Source organism: Pseudomonas sp. SG20052 (assembly GCF_031766055.1).
In the GTDB taxonomy this organism is placed as follows: Bacteria; Pseudomonadota; Gammaproteobacteria; order Pseudomonadales; family Pseudomonadaceae; genus Aquipseudomonas; species Aquipseudomonas mandelii.
In genome coordinates this window covers 5,986,835-6,004,244 of sequence record NZ_CP134498.1, presented here as the reverse complement: position 1 = coordinate 6,004,244, position 17,410 = coordinate 5,986,835, and the positions used below count along the sequence as shown (strand labels likewise).

General features: G+C 57.2%; 11 protein-coding genes and 1 pseudogene. 6 read left to right on the top strand and 6 right to left on the bottom strand.

The features are described from left to right. Nucleotides 1-24: 24 nt before the first annotated feature. From RHP74_RS27590 to RHP74_RS27565, 6 genes are all read left to right on the top strand, one after another. Complete coding sequence (locus RHP74_RS27590) at nt 25-627, top strand: DUF1175 domain-containing protein (protein ID WP_186353740.1); 603 nt, start codon at nt 25-27, stop codon at nt 625-627. Continuing rightward, nucleotides 624-5,189, top strand: a complete 4,566-nt coding sequence (locus tag RHP74_RS27585; RefSeq protein ID WP_311100578.1) for an alpha-2-macroglobulin — start codon at nt 624-626, stop codon at nt 5,187-5,189. Before RHP74_RS27590 ends, RHP74_RS27585 begins: the two co-directional genes overlap by 4 nt. 1 nt (nt 5,190) lies before the next feature. After that, nucleotides 5,191-6,810 carry a DUF2300 domain-containing protein gene (locus RHP74_RS27580; RefSeq protein WP_311096740.1) on the top strand — a complete coding sequence of 540 codons (1,620 nt, stop codon included), beginning with the start codon at nt 5,191-5,193 and terminating at the stop codon, nt 6,808-6,810. 3 nt (nt 6,811-6,813) lie between these two features. Further along, the gene (locus RHP74_RS27575; protein WP_282410596.1) at nt 6,814-7,629 is read left to right on the top strand and encodes a YfaP family protein; all 816 of its coding nucleotides are present in this window, start codon (nt 6,814-6,816) and stop codon (nt 7,627-7,629) included. Nucleotides 7,630-8,363: 734 nt separating this feature from the next. Beyond that, a complete protein-coding gene (locus tag RHP74_RS27570) occupies nt 8,364-10,451 on the top strand; it encodes a RecQ family ATP-dependent DNA helicase (RefSeq protein ID WP_311096739.1) in 2,088 nt (695 codons plus the stop codon). After that, the gene (locus tag RHP74_RS27565; RefSeq protein ID WP_409201942.1) at nt 10,451-11,815 is read left to right on the top strand and encodes a DNA-processing protein DprA; all 1,365 of its coding nucleotides are present in this window, start codon (nt 10,451-10,453) and stop codon (nt 11,813-11,815) included. The genes RHP74_RS27570 and RHP74_RS27565 overlap by 1 nt, the downstream gene beginning before the upstream one ends. 34 nt (nt 11,816-11,849) lie before the next feature. Here the strand turns inward: RHP74_RS27565 and RHP74_RS27560 are convergent, their stop codons facing one another. From RHP74_RS27560 to RHP74_RS27535, 6 genes and pseudogenes are all read right to left on the bottom strand, one after another. Continuing rightward, entirely contained in the window at nt 11,850-12,950 is a 1,101-nt protein-coding gene (locus RHP74_RS27560; protein ID WP_311096737.1) for a macro domain-containing protein, read from the bottom strand. A gap of 49 nt (nt 12,951-12,999) precedes the next feature. Continuing rightward, nucleotides 13,000-13,881: a restriction endonuclease gene (locus RHP74_RS27555; protein ID WP_311100577.1), complete on the bottom strand. Its 882-nt coding sequence runs from the start codon at nt 13,879-13,881 to the stop codon at nt 13,000-13,002. A 314-nt stretch (nt 13,882-14,195) separates the two neighbouring features. Continuing rightward, a pseudogene (locus RHP74_RS27550) lies at nt 14,196-14,378 on the bottom strand (type II toxin-antitoxin system RelB/DinJ family antitoxin). Nucleotides 14,379-14,818: 440 nt separating this feature from the next. Then, entirely contained in the window at nt 14,819-15,565 is a 747-nt protein-coding gene (locus RHP74_RS27545) for a S24 family peptidase (RefSeq protein WP_102593823.1), read from the bottom strand. A gap of 230 nt (nt 15,566-15,795) precedes the next feature. Continuing rightward, nucleotides 15,796-16,323, bottom strand: a complete 528-nt coding sequence (ppa, locus tag RHP74_RS27540) for an inorganic diphosphatase (RefSeq protein ID WP_008052339.1) — start codon at nt 16,321-16,323, stop codon at nt 15,796-15,798. A gap of 273 nt (nt 16,324-16,596) precedes the next feature. Beyond that, nucleotides 16,597-17,409, bottom strand: a complete 813-nt coding sequence (locus RHP74_RS27535) for a zinc-dependent peptidase (RefSeq protein WP_010467340.1) — start codon at nt 17,407-17,409, stop codon at nt 16,597-16,599. Between the last annotated feature and the right edge of the window lies 1 nt (nt 17,410).

Here is a 17,410-nt window from a genome sequence, read left to right as displayed (position 1 = left end):
ATCCGAGGCCTCGGCCTGCTGGCGATGTTGCTGGGCAGTCGCGCGTTTGCTGGAGAAGCCGCAGCGCTGGATCCGCAGCAATCCCAGGTGTTTCGCGCCTGGTTCGTGCGAATCGCCCAGGAGCAGCTGACCCAAGGCCCCAGCCCGCGCTGGTATCAGCAGGACTGCGCCGGACTGGTGCGCTTCGCCGCCAACGAAGCGCTGAAAGTCCATGACGACAAATGGCTGCGCAGCAATGGCCTGAGCAACCGCTACCTGCCGCCGGAACTGCAATTGAGCGAGGCCCAACGCAGCCTCGCCCAGCAGTGGCAGCAGGGCGGCGGCAAGGTCGGGCCGTACGTCAACGCGATCAAGTTGATTCAGTTCAACAGCCATCTGGTCGGTCGCGATCTGGCGCAAGCCCGACCCGGCGACCTGATGTTTTTCGATCAGGGCGACGACCAGCACCTGATGATCTGGATGGGCCGCTTCATTGCCTATCACACCGGCACCACCACCCCCACTGACAACGGCATGCGTTCCGCGAGCCTGCAGCAACTCATGACATGGAAGGACACCCGATGGATACCCGACGCAGCCAACCCCAACTTCATCGGCGTCTATCGACTGAACTTTCTCTCCCAATGATCGGTGCCCGCATGTTGCGTTTCCTGCCTCTGCTGTTGGTTTTGGTGCTGCCGTTTTCGGCAGTGAACGCCGAAGACACCGTCGAGCCGAGCGGCTACACGCCGGTGGCCGGTGAAAGCTTTTTCCTGCTGGCGGACAGCAGTTTCGCCAGTGATGAACAGGCGATGGTGCGTCTCGAAGCGCCGGGACGCGATTACCGTCGGTTCCGCATGGAGCCTTACGGCGGCGCCGACATTCGCGTGTATCGGATCGACAAGCCGCTGGATTTCCTCAAGCGCCAGAAGAACCTGCACCGCGTGGTCAGCGACGGCCAGTTCAAGGGCGAAGGGTTGTCGAATACCCTCGCGTACCTGTGGGACAACTGGTACCGAAAATCCCGTCGGGTGATGCAGCGGGCGTTTTCCTACGAGTCCCGTAAACAAGTCACCGAGGAAGTGCCGGAACTGAAGATGGGCAGCGCGATTGCCGCACCCACGCCTTACGACGCTCAGCCGCAATTCGCGCTGATTCCGGGTTTGCCGGTGGTCAGCCAGTTCCGTTATCCGCTGTGGCAAGCCAAACCGATCCAGCCACCTACCGGTGTGAATCTGGCCGGTTCTTCCAGTGAGTTCGTCAGCGTCGCGCCGGGCAACGTGTACATTCCGCTGGGCAATTTGAAACCCGGTCTGTACCTGGTGGAAGCGCTGATCGGCAAGTACCGTGCGACCACCATGGTGTTCGTTTCCAACACTGTGGCCGTGAGCAAGATTGCCGGTGATGAACTGGTGGTCTGGGCTGCGCGCAAGCACGAAGGCAGTTCGGTGCCGAAGGTCAATGTGCTGTGGACCGATGGCCTCGGCGTGATGAGCAGCGGCGCCACCGATGCCGATGGTTTGCTGCGCCTGAAACACGTCAGCCCCGAGCGTTCGTTCGTGATTGGCGAGGACGAAGAGGGTGGGGTGTTTGTCTCCGAGAACTTCTATTACGACAGCGAAATCTACGACACCAAACTCTATGCCTTCACCGACCGGCCGCTGTATCGGCCGGGGGATTGGGTGTCGCTGAAAATCGTCGGTCGCGAGTTCAAGAACGCCCGGGATTCCGTGGCACCGACCGCTGCCGACGTCAACGTGACGGTACTCGATGCCACCGGCACGGCCCTGCAATCGCTGGCGCTGAAGCTTGATTCGAAGGCTGGCACCCAAGGCCGATTCCAGTTGCCGGATAACGCTGTGGCCGGCGGTTATGAACTGCGTTTCAGCTACAAGGACCAGGCCTACAGCAGCGCCTTCCGCGTGGCCGAATACATCAAGCCGCATTTCGAAATCTCGCTGAACCTGGCCAAGCAGGATTACCGCACCGGCGAACCGGTCAAGGGCAGCCTGGTGCTGCTGTACCCGGACGGCAAACCGGTGGCGAACGCAAAATTGAGCCTGAGTCTGCGCGCCCAGCAACTGTCGATGGTCGACAACGAACTGCAATACCTCGGGCAATTCCCGGTGGAGCTGACCAGCACCGAACTGACCACCGACAGCAAAGGCAACGCGACCCTCGACCTGCCGGCCGCCGAGAAACCGAGCCGTTACATGCTCACCGTGTTTGCCAGCGATGGCGCGGCGTATCGGGTCAAGACCACCAAGGAAATCCTCATCGACCGTGGCGCCGCGAGTTTCCGCTTGAGTGCACCGCAGCGCTTCAGTGCAGTGGGTGACAAGGTTGCGTTCAGCTATTTGAATGAAGGGGGCAGCGAGCAGACCAAAGCCGTCACACCGGGCAGCTACGTTTGGGTACGTCTGGAGGATCAGAGCACCGGCGAAGGCAAACTCGCCGCGACGGATAAAAGCTTCACCTTGGCCTTCGACCGTCCAGGCACCTACAACCTGACGTTGAAGGATGACCATGGCCGAGTCGTCGGCGCCACCGGCCATTCGGTGACCGGCGATGGCGTCAAAGCCGTGCCCGGCACCGTGGAAATCGTCCTCGACAAACCCGAGTACAAGGCGGGCGACGAAGCCCTGGCGTTGATCACTTTCCCTGAGCCCGTCAGCGATGCATTGCTGTCGCTGGAGCGTGACAAGGTCGAGTCCACGGCGTTGCTGTCCAAGGGCGGCGACTGGCTGAAGATGGAAAAACTCAGCGACACCCAATACCGCGCGCGCATCCCGGTGAAGGACACCTTCGCGCCGAACCTGACCTTCTCGGTGCTGTACACCAAGGGCGGTCAGTACAGCTTCCAGAACGCCGGCATCAAGGTGATCGCGCCGCAGATCGACGTGGCCATTGCCACTGATAAAGAGGCGTACCAGCCGGGCGATACCGTGTCGGTGGACCTGACTACCCAGTTCGCCGGCAAGCCGATTCCGGCACACCTGACGGTCAGCGTGGTCGATGAAATGGTCTACGCGCTGCAACCGGAAGTCGCGCCGACCATCGACCAATTTTTCTACCACCCACGCCGCAACAACGTGCGCACCAGCGCCAGCCTGTCGTTCATCAGCTACGACGTTGCGTTGCCGGGCAGCCCTGGCGCACCGGGTAAAGCCAACCGCAGCGAGCGCGGGGTGAAAGTGCTGGAACGGCCGCGCCGTGAAGACGTCGACACCGCCGCGTGGGAACCTGAGTTGATCACCGACGCCAACGGCAAAACCCGCTTCACCTTCAAGATGCCGGACTCGCTGACCCGCTGGCGCATCACTGCCCGAGCCATCGCCGATGACGGGCAGGTCGGGCAGAAGAAGCAATTCCTGCGCTCGGAGAAACCGCTGTACCTGAAATGGAGCGGCCCGACCCAATTCCGCAATGGCGACAAACCGGATCTCGGTGTGTTCGCCTTCAGTCAGGCGGAAAAACCGGTCAAGGCCGAGTTGGTGATCCATTACGGCGGCGCCGAACAGCGCGTGCCGGTGACCCTGAACAACGGCATCAACTACATCGCGCTGCCGGCGTTCGCGTTGACCTCCGGCGAGTGGACCGCCGAACTGGTGCAGGACGGCAAAACCGCCGACGCCCTCGCCGTGCGCCTGACCGCGACCGGCGAAGGCTGGCAGGTCACGCAAAGCCAAAGCCTGGACGTGGCCAGCGGTGACACGCCGCTGACCTTACCGGCGGACGCGACGGATATTCGCCTGCGTCTGGATGACAGTCCGCAAGCGCTGTTCCGCTCGGCGCTCGATGATCTCCTGAGCTATCCATACGGTGGCGTCGAACAAACCGCGAGTCGTTTGCTGCCATTGAGCATTGCGTACCCGACCTTGTCGTCGAACCCGCAGATCCGCGATCGCTTGCGCCTGATCATGCAAAACAGCCGTCTGCGCCTGGTGCAAATGGCCGGGCCGTCGGCGAGTTTCACCTGGTGGGGCATGGCCGGCGAGCCGGATGCGTTCCTCACTGCCTACGCCTATTACGCCGACTGGCACGCCAGCAAAGCGCTGGAACTGAGCCTGCCGCCGGAGCATTGGCAGCGGGTGCTGGAGGTGTATTCCAAGCAGGCGAAAAACACGCCGTTGCTGCAGCGGGCGCTGATTCTTTCGTTCGCCAGGCAGATGCAATTGCCGGTCAACACCTTGCTCAGTGGGTTGATGGATGACCTGGCGAAAGCAGGCGAGGGCAGCGCGGCGAATCTGATGGAAGATGGCGAGGACAGCCTTGTCATGAGCGATCCTGATTCGGCGCTTGGCTTGGCGACTGCTCGTGCGCTGACTGCCTCGTTGGCGAAGCAATCGAAGGTGACTCTGCCGGACGCATTCAATCGTCAACTGCCGGATGCCCAGCAGCGTTTGGCGGTCAGTTCTCAGCCATTTGCCGAAGCCTTGAACCTGTCGCTACAACCCTTCGATCAGGCTCGTGCGCAAGCGTTGTTGCAGCGTTTGCTGCCGCAGCAATCGACCCTGGAGCGCGCTCTGGCGCTGACCTGGTTGCAACGCAGCATCGAGCAGGCCTCGCCCACCATCGCACTGGCGCCGGGTGAAGGCTGGAAAAAACAACACGGTGCTACCGGTGAAATGTACTGGACGTGGCAGGGCGCTTCACCCGTACCGGCGGTGTTGTCGCTGACCGGGACGCAAGAACGGCCGTTGCGAGCGGCATTGAGCTTCCAGACCAAACAACCACCGGTCGATCCGATGGCCGTGACCATCACCCGTCGCCTGTCGCGTCTGGTGCCGGGTGACGAAGCCTTCACCTTCAAACTGGAAGCCGTCGGCACCCAGCCGTTGTCCAGCGACAGCCTGTACCTGGACGAAGTGATCATCACCAGCAAAGCCGCCAAACCGCTGCGCTACGGCATGCTCGAAGTGCCGCTGCCCCCGGGCGCCGATGTCGAACGCACGACGTGGGGCATCAAGCTCATGGGCAAGGCCGGCACCGAGCCGACCGCGCTGGAGAAAGCGCGTTTCGAGCCGGGCCAGATGGCTTATGCGATTCCAGTCGATGCCTTGAGCGGCGAGCTGCGCCTGCGACATCTGGTCCGCTTCTCGCAGAAAGGCCAATTCAACCTGCCGCCGGTGCGTTTCACTCAGGTCTACGCGCCGCAGCATAAAGCCCAGGAACAGAAACCGGCCTTCGGCCAGGTCACGGTCAACTGACATGACCCGACCGCTGGTCTGGTGGCTGCTGTGTTTGATCCCTGCGCTGGCGACAGCGCAGGAGGAGCCGCTGCGTCTGGGCTTCAAGGGTGAGTTGATTTCGTTAAGCCAGACTCAAGTGATTTCACGTGCGCCATTGCCTGCTGATGTGCAGGCACCGCTCGGCAGTTTGTGGAAGTTGTTTGTGTACGGCTGGCTGGTGGACACCGGCGCTCGTGAGCCCGCTTACGAGTGTCGCGGGCAGTCGAAAGAGGAAGTGTATTGCTGCGCTGCTGGCGGCAAGATCGAGCGCGATCAGGCGTTGGTGAAGTCATGTGGCTTGTACTTTGAGCCTGCGCGATTGGGTATTTCTGAGGCTGGCTGGCGGGATTATTGGCAAGCACGGCAGGCGCCGGAATGGTTGCTGAACCTACCTTCGTTGCAGCCTTCTACGCGAGTTTCCGTGGCTGAACTGCTGAAAGTGCTGGCCGTGATGCCGGCGCAGGATCAGGCGCGGCGGGTGTTGCTCGATGTGGTGCTAAGCGCCGCTGACGGCAATGTTGTCGGCGAACTCGGTGGCCGGTTGCGGGTGAAAACCTGGAGCTGGTTGGGCGATCAGGACCCTGCGTCGCGTCAGGGCGGGTTTGCCGGATGGACGGCGGACGGTACGCCGATCTGGGCGGGCGGCCGGGGGACCAGTCAAATGGTCTTGCGTCACTACGGTGGGGTGTTGGCTTCTGTGTTGCCGGTTGAGTGGCCTTTGGATGCGGGACGTTGCGTCGAAGTCGGTCTGTTTTCCCGTTATCCGATCGGGCGTGTTCTTGCGGGGGATCGGGTTGTTTCTTCCGGGCCTCTGCTGGGCGACTATCGCGTCGAATTCGCCAACGGCAATCAACTCGATATCCACAGCGACGGCGAACTGTTTTTGCTGAAGGGCAAACTCGTCGCTCGACTCGACCGTGAAGAATACGTCGCCCGCGTCCTGCAAAGGGAAGCCAAACCCGAACCCATTGAAGCCGCCAAAGCCCTGGCTGTCGCGATCAGAACCTATCTGCTGCAAAACGCCACCCGCCACGGCGACTGCCTGAGCATCGACGACAGCAGCAACCGCCAACGCGTCGCCCCACGCCCGGCCACCGCCGAGTCACGCCACATCGCCGCCTGGACCAGCGACCTCGTCCTCGCCGGCACCAGCGTCACCTATCACTCCGACCAACCCGGCCCGGACAAACTCTCCTGGCAGCACGCCATCGAACAAGCCAACGCCGGCCAGCGCTACGACGCCATCCTGCTGCACGCCTACCCGCGCGCCAGCCTCAGCCGCTGGGACAACCCCGTCGCCTCCTGCGAAGCGTTGCCCGCCGCGCAAGACTGGCTACTAAAGCAACGCCGCGGCTGGCGTGCGCAGTTGGAAAGCGAGGTCGGCTACAACGACGTCAGCACTTTCGCCGTCTGCCGCCTGGCCTTCGGCCGCCCCTACGTCGACCGCGAACGCCAGCGCATCTACGTGCGCGGCGTGCTGTCACTGCAAGACCGTCTCGACCTGACCCACGAATACCTGCACCTGGCCTTCGAAGCACACCCCAACGGCCAGGATGAAACCTACATCGAAGGGCTCGCCCGCCACCTCTTGCTGGAATAGGCCATGAAACTCCGTTATCCACAGGTCTTCCTGTTCCTTTGTTCTTTTTGTGTATTGCCCGCAGTTTTTGCGGCTGAGAGTGGCGTGAAACTCAATACGCCCGTCGGCGGCTGGCGCACTGGCGCGTCCGAAGGTGAAGGTGAAAACTTTCGTCAAACCGTTAACTATCCAGCCTCCTCGGTGAACACGCCGGTCGGCCAAGCCAATACCGCCCGTATCACCGGGCAGATCAACGCCACGCCAAAGTCCAGAGAACCTGGGCGGTTGATCGTCAACGGCGTCAGCATGCCGCTGAAGATTGATCCGTCTGGGCGTTTTGATCGACCGTTCTCGTTTCCCAATGGCAGCAACAGCGTTGAAGTTCGCAGCCCTGATGGGCAGCAACGGGCTCGGACGCAGTTTCTTAATGTCAGTGGTGGGGCTACGCCGGCCAAGTTGCGCGTGCTGCTGGCCTGGGACAGCGATGGGACGGATCTGGACCTGCACCTCATCACGCCTGATGGCGCCCACATCTGGTACGGCGACCGCGCTGTTCCCAATGGCGCTGCGCTCGATGTCGACGTGACGACGGGATACGGCCCGGAAATCTTCGCCATGCCGGCGCCAATCAAGGGGCAGTATTTGGTGTATGTGAATTACTTCGGGGGTGGGTATCGGAGTGATGAGGACGGGCAGGAAGAGGCGGTTCAAGCGCTGACCACGGCGCAGGTGACGGTGATTACGGAGGAAGGGACGCCGAATGAGAAGATGGAGACGTTCCTGGTGCCGATGCGGGCGGTGGGGGAGTTGACGTTGGTTAAGGGGTTTAGTTATCCGTGAGGGAGGAAAGCCGCAGCGGTGCTGTGGAAAATTAAATTGGGCAGTGGCTTGCTATCCAATTGTCTGAATGAAGACAGATGGAATTGGTCAGCAGGCTGCTGACCAATTTTGGAATTTTCATGCTTTTTGTGAGACCGAGGCTGAACAGTCAAGATCGTCCAGACTGGCTTTCACTCGCTGAGGTGCTGCAAGCCGTTCTGTAGCCACCGCTACAAGCACTTCATCTCCTTCAATGAATGCCTTTTGCTTTACCAGTGAGCGCTGATTTGAGCATTTTTCGGCCGGGGACTTCGTGGGGTGATGATGAAGGATCATTCGATAATGACTCACTTTCAGGCAACAACCCTCCCCCCAGTTTTTGGTCCGAATTTTTAAGTAATATGTTGAAAACAAACGGTATTTTCATGGCGGTTAAATTTCACGTCGCTTTTAATTACAATTTTTTCTTCATCGCCCTGCTGCGAAATTTTTCCCGCAGAGAGGATTTTCGAGGAGCTGAGGCTATCCACCTTCCACTATAAGGTCGGTGCGATATTCGCCGTGAAGGTACTTCTTGAATGAAACCGGCTCAAAGTAGCCTACAACGTCCGATCCGCTCTGGTAGGGTATGCGCAGCATTGAGGGCTTCTGCTTTCCGATCGTTGCGAGCTAACGAACCGTGAGGAGCATTAGGAGGTTGTCGTGGATGACTCGAACCTTACTCAGTTGATCAGCAATTACACAAGCGACGACAAATGGAGAGCAATACCATGGAATATAACGCTGCGCGTGCTTTGGAACTTCTGCGTTTAGGTTCAGGGCGACCCGATGCTTCTTTTCGGGATGGCCAAGAAGAGGCAATACGCCATATCGTTGAGGGCAAGGAACGCTTATTAGTCGTTCAGAAAACCGGTTGGGGGAAAAGTTTCGTATATTTCATTGCTACGAAGCTGCTTAGGGAGGCTGGTGTTGGACCTGCGTTATTGATTTCGCCATTGCTGGCGTTGATGCGAAATCAGGTTGTAGCGGCAGAGCGAATGGGCGTTCGAGCAGCCACGATCAACTCAGACAACAGGGAGGATTGGGCTGCGATTGAGCGCCAGCTTGTTGCTGGTGGCATTGATATTCTCCTGATATCGCCCGAACGCCTCGCTAATGATCGTTTCCGTACCCAGGTTTTGGCGCTGATCGCTGCACAAATCTCCCTGCTAGTTATCGATGAGGCGCATTGCATCTCAGATTGGGGGCACGACTTCCGCCCCCACTATCGATTGCTGGAGCGGATGGTCAAAATCATGCCTCCGAACCTACGTTTGCTAGCTACCACCGCTACGGCGAACAATCGGGTTATGGAAGACTTAAAGGCGGTGCTTGGTCCCAACATTGAGGTTGTCTGTGGAGATCTCAATCGTGCATCGCTTTCGTTACAAACCATCCGCCTTCCTCGCCAAGAAGAGCGTCTTGCATGGCTGGCTGAACGGTTGGCCGCATTGGATGGGCACGGCATCATTTATACATTGACCGTGCGAGATGCCCTTCAGGTTACGGGGTGGTTGAAATCTCAAGGCTTTAACGTCGAAGCCTATACTGGGCAGACTGGCGATCGTCGTGAGGAGTTTGAGCTAGCCCTGTCTAACAACGAGGTTAAGGCTCTTGTCGCTACACAGGCGTTGGGCATGGGTTACGACAAGCCCGATCTGGCATTCGTGATCCATTACCAAATGCCAGGTTCCGTCGTCGCTTACTATCAGCAAGTTGGTCGTGCGGGGCGTGCGTTGGATGCCGCCTACGGTGTGTTACTCAGTGGTGAGGAGGAGACTGAAATCACCGATTGGTTTATCCGTAGCGCTTTCCCGACGCAAGAGGAGGTCGCGGAGGTTCTAGGTGCGCTTGAAGATGCACCTGATGGCCTATCTGTTCCGGAGTTGCTCAGCAAAGTCAATCTGAGTAAGGGCCGGGTCGAAAAAACAGTGGCTTTGCTTTCACTGGAGGCGCCAGCGCCTATCGCTAAACAAGGTGCTAAGTGGCAACTTACCGCGGCAAATCTGAATCAAAGCTTTTGGGATCGTGCAGAGCGGCTTACCTCGCTGCGACAGGGCGAACACCAACAGATGAGGGACTATGTCGGGTTACCGTTTGGCCAACATATGGCGTTTTTGATTAATGCATTGGACGGAGTCCCTGGTACGGTCAACAAGCCAGCTTTACCTCCATTGCCTAGTGCCGTGAATCCTGTCCTAGTTAAAGCTGCGGTTGCCTTCCTGCGGCGTACGAGTCTTCCCATCGAGCCTCGCAAAAAGTGGCCTGATGGTGGGATGCCGCTGTATGGCATAAGGGGGCTGATTCCGGCTAATCGTCAAGCCCAGCCCGGTAAGGCTCTTTGTGTATGGGGAGACGCCGGTTGGGGCAGCATTGTGCGAGATAATAGTCTTGACGGCTATTTTTCCGATGAGCTTGTTCAGGCATGTGTCGAAATGATTAAAAACTGGGGGCCTAATCCAGCTCCAGAATGGGTTGCTGCTATTCCGTCTCTGAAGCATCCAGAGATCGTACCCAATTTTGCAAAAAGACTAGCCAGTGCGTTAGGCCTACCTTTTTACAATGTCCTCGCGAAGACGGAGGACAGGCCAGAGCAAAAAACCATGGCAAATTCTACTCAGCAGGCCCGAAACATTGATGGGTCGCTTAAAATCGATCAGATAATTCACGCGGGACCGGTGCTCTTGGTTGACGACATCGTCAATTCTCGATGGACTCTAACTGTCGCAGCTTGGCTGTTGCGAGAAGCCGGTTGCGATGAAGTTTGGCCTATGGCCCTTTCACTAACTGGCCACGATGAATGATGTCACCTCTTTCACCCAATACGCAGGCGATACTGCTGCTCACAGCACCGTTAATTGTTAGCCGTGACGTGCAATCACCAGACCTACTATCGCCTGCCGAATACAAGCGTTTAGCCAGTCATTTACATCAGATCCAGAAACAACCTGCCGATCTTCTTACCCCGGAATCCGCTGAGATACTACGATTATGTCGGCCAGTAGCTGATGAAAGTCGGCTAAAGCGGTTGCTGGGGCGTGGCTTTTTGTTGAGCCAGGTAGTCGAGCGATGGCAAACGCGCGCTATTTGGGTCGTCAGTCGTGCTGACGCTGAATATCCACGGCGCCTTAAAGCTCGCCTTCGTGCTGATGCGCCAGCGGTACTCTACGGGTGTGGGGATATTTCCCTACTTGAAACTGGTGGGCTCGCTGTTGTTGGTTCGAGGAAAATCGACGATGCGTTGGTCGACTACACCATGTCCATCGGTGGGCTGGCAGCTTGTGCCAACAGAACGCTTATATCTGGAGGGGCCAAGGGGGCAGATCTGGCTGCAATGCGGGGAGCATTGCAGTCGGGGGGCAAGGTCATTGGTGTTCTCGCGGAAAACCTAGAGCGAACTGCTATGAGTCGTGAGGAAAGGAATTCCTTGCGTGATGGAAACTTAGTTCTCGTTTCTGCTTATGATCCTAATGCCGGGTTCAACGTTGGTCATGCTATGCAGCGTAATAAACTCATTTATGCGTTGGCAGATGCGTCCTTAGTCGTTAATACCGACCTGAACAAAGGTGGGACATGGGCTGGTGCCGTGGAGCAATTGGATAAGCTTCAGTATGTGCCTGTATTTGTTCGCTCAACGGGTGAGCCATCTGTTGGCCTTGATGCTTTAAGTGGTAAGGGGGCGATTCTTTGGCCGAACCCTCAGAATGCCGAAACGTTTAACCAAATATTCGCGATCAAGGCTTCTAGCGCTGCCCCCCCCCTGCAGCCCGAACTTTCATTATCGCCCTCTAATGAAATTGGTTCTTTGGTGCATGAGCTAATAACGGAGTCACCACCGTTGCTGGAAGCGCCTCGTGAACATCTAGTACCCATGAATACTGGTGCCGACAGATATGCGCCTGAATCGACATTGCAAGTTTTGTCTGACGTAGTAGACCCCGTCGATGGAGTAGAAATTAATCATGCTGATTTACTATTTTCAACGGTAAGGGAACTGATTAAAAAACTACTGAAAGCACCGACAAAGGATGCTGATATTGCCGCTGCTTTAAATGTCACAAGTGGACAAGCGAAAGCATGGCTTCAGCGCCTCGTTGATGAGGGTGTTATCGAAAAACAAAAGAAGCCTGTGGGTTACGTCGTTAAGCGATCGGAGTTGGTTAAGTAGCGCCAAGGGTGGTTAATCGTCCCGGAGAGGCTGTTCAGTCATTTTGACTGGTTGAGTGAAGGGCAAGGCCTGAAGCTCTGGATGTCAGACGCTTGAGTGCGATATCAAGCGCTGGCTCGTCGAAAATCCTATTCTCGCGAGCGGCAGCATCAACTCCGCCACCCCAATGCTTCAATGCTTCGCGCACTGCAGGAGTAGTCGGGGATACCGCCTCTTGGCTCAACAACCAATCGACCTTCGCCAACAATTCCATGCCGAATGGCGACTCGAAGCCGTCAATCAACTCAGCGGTGCACTCTAAGGCTTCGGAATACTCCTTGGCCTCCGTCTTCAAATAGCTCTGCAGAAAGGCTCTGCGCTCCTGGTCAAACCAGATCACATCGGTGATACCGGCATCACTGATTCGCTTGTCGCAATGGAGGTAGCTGCCATCCAGATTATTGAGCAGATGCTCCAGTCGATCGGCATGCGGCCCATATTTATGAGCAACAAACTTCAGGTTCAGCGGATTCTCGGTGTTCGGCTGCTTTTCAATAGCACGCACCAGGAACCAGGCCAGTTTGTGAATCTCAAGCAGGCTGCATTCCATACCTAGAACCCAGTAGCGCCGAACCAGTTCGGCGATGAGTGCGCGAGCAGGCGTAAGTTTTTCCACGCCGCTACGTTTAGCGACATTCGAATACTGATTGGTAGGTTCGAACACCAACACATCGACATCCAGATCACTCAATACATCAACAATCTGCTCTCGGACTTCTGGCCATTTCAAACCCCCGTTACCGGCCCCTAGCGGTGGAACCGCCACGGACTTCACATGGTTTTCAATCAAAAACCGACGTAGATCGTGTAAGCCTTCTGTTATCCATGCCATCTGCGACGCCGATCGCCAGTGACGTTTGGTAGGAAAATTAACAATCCAGCGTGGGCCTTCCAGTTCATTGACTGCGGTTACGTGAACCCTGCCTGTCTCAACCTCGCCAGCCTTGCAGGCCACCGAATACAGACGGTAATTCTCCACAAAGCGCTCTTTGAACATCAGCGCGATACCTTTGCCCATCACACCCACAGTATTCACCGTATTGACGAGGGCTTCGGTTTCGGCTTCTAGAAGGTTGCCTTGGGTAAATCTGATCATTGGAAATACAATCCACGGAAAAATGGGCCATGTCGTCAATAGGTTCTATTTACTCTTCATCAAAATAATCACGATCCAGCGCCGGCAACCGCAACAGTCGCGATGTAACACCTACCTCATGATCCATCATCAGATGCACCAGTCTCGTGCCATCTACCAACACAATCCCGTCCACCGATTTAGCAAAGTCGACCGCGTGTGCGGTGAAACCAGAGGTTGTGATGAACACCCCGCGCTTAGCCTTTTGCCCGGCGAGTGCGCCGTAGAATGCCTGCAGCTCAGGGCGACCCACCGTGTTCTGCCAGCGCTTGGCTTGAACGTAAACCTTCTCCAACCCCAGCTTATCGAGCGAGATGATTCCATCGATGCCGGCATCCCCAGAGCCGCCGACACGCTGCAGGTCATTGCGACTAGCGCCGTATCCCAGGCGATGAAGCACATCCAGCACAGTCACTTCGAAGCGGTTGGGGCTGACCTGTAGCAAGTTATCCAAAAGATCGGCCGCTGTAGCGTCGCGCAATTCCTGGAGGGCTTGTTCAAGTCGATCATCCGGGCTGGCGGTGGCGGAGGTGACGTCAGGTTCAATAGGTGTTTCGTCATCAAGCGGTGTCGCGTCAGGTGCAACCTTCAGCTTCACATTCATATAGCCAATGGCTAAATGCTCCACTGCGCCGGCCGGCAGAGGGGCTGGATGTTCCTTGGCGTAGGTCATACCGGCATCAGTCAATTTCCAATACCCACGTTTAGCACTGCTGGAAAGGCCGGCACGCTTGAGCCGATCATGTGCCCAGCCCGCTCTGTTTTTATAGGTCGTCTGCCCACTGGCGATCATTTCTTCTCGCTGCTCTAACGTCAGTTGCAACATTTTTGCTGCAGCTTCATAAGCTTCCTGAGCGGGAGTTCCATCGGGTTTCGTAGCGAGAAACCGCAGGATTAGGCTCGATGAACTGATCGTAAGTTGGAACGGACATGGACGCTTCCCTGTGATGGCTACGGTTTTGTGCTGATTGGCTGAGTATAAATTAACGTCCGCTCAGCTAGCCCGCGCAGGGAGTTGCTGTCACTGATAAACAGTTAGCCACTGTGTATACCAGTGGCTTTGTCCTACGGAACATCCTTGCTCAATAAATTTCGCGCTTCAATGCAAAGATTTTCAAGTATTTCAGCACGCTACTTCTTGAACTGTTGTCGTAAAGTTCACCCAGTTTGTTTCAGTCTCTCAACGCGCGACGATCAAATTCGAGGCTATAGGTCATCCAGGCTTACCTTGACTCGCTGAGGGGCGGTAAGACGTTCGGTGACCACTGCGATAAGCGCTTCATCCTCTTCGCTAAGTAATGCAGCCTTGAAGGGCAATTTACCGCGCTCGACGACGTATTGAAGGGATTAGCGCAGAAGTTCAGAAGGCTTTAAACCGAGCTTTTCCATTTCTAGCAAACGCAGCGCCTAGCCAGACAACCGATCATTCCTGCTTTTCAGATGACAGGCGAACTTTCTTCCAGACATTAAAAAGCCGGCTTGTGGCCGGCTTCTCGGGGACTGGCTTGGTTCATTTTTGGTAAACCTCACCAGCCTTCAAAACGTACACCCGGATCTTGCGTCCGGCTGTGGGACTCGGCGAGAAAGTCATCTGCCTTGTCGGTGCGATCAGAGCCGCGGGGCGGGTTGATGCGCAAATGTGGGGCGCAGCATACTGATTTTTTTGGGGAATTCCCAGTGCGGTGTGTGTCTTAGAGCTATCGGAGCTCGGGATTAAGTGACCCGCCCGGAATTTTAGCGTGAATGTTCCGCCCTCATCGCGAGCAGGCTCGCTCCCGCATGGATTGCGCAGTACCTGTGGGGGCGCTCGCGATGAGTACGGCGCGGTGCTACAAAAATGGCACCGCCGGCCGCCGTTTGTTCAGGGTCGACCACCAGAACACCCACCCCAACACCCTGATGTTCTGCTTATCGATCTGCTCGGCATTGAAGATTTCATCCGGGTGTTCAGCTTTGTTGTAGCTGCGCAGCCGCAGGGCGTTGCCCGGCATCCGGTGCAGGTATTTGATCCGCAGCATCCCGTCGTGCTCGATGGCATAGATTTCCCCGTCAATCACTTTGGTCAGTCCTCGGTCGATGGCGAGGGTGGAGCCGTCCTCAATGCGCTCGCCCATGCCGTTGCCGATCATGTGGACGCAGAAGACATCCGTGTATTTGATTTCCAGGGAGTCGAGGTGGCTTTTGGGCAGGCGGATGAATTGGCCGGGGTCTTCGGCGACGTGGGTTTTACAGGACCCCGGGGCGATGGGGATTTCCTTGAAGAGGGGCAGTTTGACGTCGGAGGGCTCGACCACCGTGTAGATGCCGCGAATGGCCTGGGCGTCGAAGGTGTTGCCGGCCTCGTCGAGAAGGCGCAGGTGTTTGGAGTCTTGTGGGCCTTCACCTGTTTTGAGCCAGTCACTGTTTACCGAGAGTAATCTGGAGACCTCTTCCATGCGGTAGGCGGGCACACCGCGGGTGTACCAGTTATGGATATTTTGCGGCTCTGTGTCGAAGAAAGCGGCAAAACCTGTCGTCGTTATTTTCGCTTTTTCGAGGAGCGCTTTAAACCGTGGGCCGCTAGTGTTCTTTTTCATAAACACGAGTCTACGGCTGCTGCGCCGGGCTTTGAATAAACGAGCCGTTCAAATTTCGAGGGAAATTTACGACCGGATGTAAGACGTATTTGGAACAAATTAAACAAGAAAAAACGTAGCGTTCTGAAATTAAACGCAGCGTTTAAAAGGCCCTTGATAGGCGCCCACAAAAAACCCCGGATCAACCGGGGTTTTTTTCAAGTCGTCACAGGCGCGAGGCCAGTGGCGTCTCAGCCTTTGTAGGCAGCAACCGACTTGGTGATGGCGTCGCGAGCGGCATCTGCACCGGCCCAGCCTTCGATCTTCACCCATTTGCCTTTTTCGAGATCTTTGTAGTTCGCGAAGAAGTGCTCGATCTGCTGAATCAGCAGGGGTGGCAGGTCGGTGTATTCCTTCACGTCGACGTACAGCTGGGACAGCTTGTCGTGTGGGACTGCGATGACTTTGGCATCGCCGCCGCCGTCGTCGGTCATGTTCAGGATGCCGACCGGACGAGCGCGGATCACCGAGCCTGGCGCTACCGGGTAAGGGGTAACGACCAGCACGTCGAGGGGGTCACCGTCGTCGGCCAGGGTGTTCGGGATGTAACCGTAGTTGGCCGGGTAGAACATCGGGGTGGCCATGAAACGGTCAACGAACAGGCAATCGCTGTCTTTGTCGATTTCGTACTTGATCGGCGCGTGGTTGGCCGGGATCTCGATCGCGACGTAGATGTCGTTCGGCAGGTCTTTGCCAGCCGGAATCTTGCTGTAGCTCATTGGGCGGTGCCCCCGTTAGTTGACCAAAAACACTTGGCCGGATTGACCAAAAAGTGGCGGCGATTATAGGCATATTCCGCCACCGTTGCTATGTGCCAGAGGTCGTGTAGACCCGAGTGCCCAGCCTCACCGATACTGTTGCTTTTTGACGGCGTCCGTTGCGGTCATGCTGCGTTGCCGCTCCTCGCCATAGCCAGCTATGACTCGTCGCGGCGCCTTGCCTGACCACAACGACCACTCGTCAAAAGAGCAACGTATCGGTGAGGCTGGGCACTAGTCGTGTGCCTGATAGACCGGGTTCTCGGCCAGAAGTTGCCGTAGCCGGGCCAGCGGGTCCTGGCGGTAAAACAGTTTCAGTTGTTCGTAGACCTGAGGATACGCCTCGTGCAGCAAATCCGGAGCGCTGAAGAAGTATTCGCTGGTGACGGCGAAGAATTCGGCGGGGTTTTCCGCCGCATAGGGATCGATGGCCGTTTCGGCGTCCGGATTGCGGTCAAGGTGCCGATTGAGGTCGTCGTAGGCGTGTTGCATGACCTTGGCCCACTCGCTGACCCGCATGTCGGGGTGCAGCGGCGGCAAGCCGTTGGCGTCGCCGTTGAGCATGTCGAGTTTGTGCGCGAGCTCGTGGATCACCAGGTTGTAGCCTTCCCAGCCACCGCTGGCCATCACGCCGGGCCAGGCCAGGATGATCGGGCCTTGCTGCCAGGCTTCGCCGCTGTGTTCGCCGTCCCACTCGTGTTCGACACCGCTGGCATCGCGATGCCGTTGGGGGCTGAGGAAGTCGTCGGGGTAGAGGACGATTTCGTGGAAACCCTGATACCAGTTCAGATCGCCCAGGTGCAGCAGTGGCAGTTGCGCTTGAGCGGCGAGCAACAGGCGTTGTTCCTGATGGAGTTCGACGCCGGGCAGGGCGGTCAGGTGTTTATCTTCCAGGAACAGCACGCAGGCTTCACGCAGCCATTGGTCTTCGGCGGCGCTGATGCCGTCAAGAAAACTCAAGTGATGGCGCACCCGCTGCCACACGTCGTCGGCAATCGGGTGTCTGGCCAGGATGCGCCGGCGACGCCAGGCGCTCAGGGACCACATC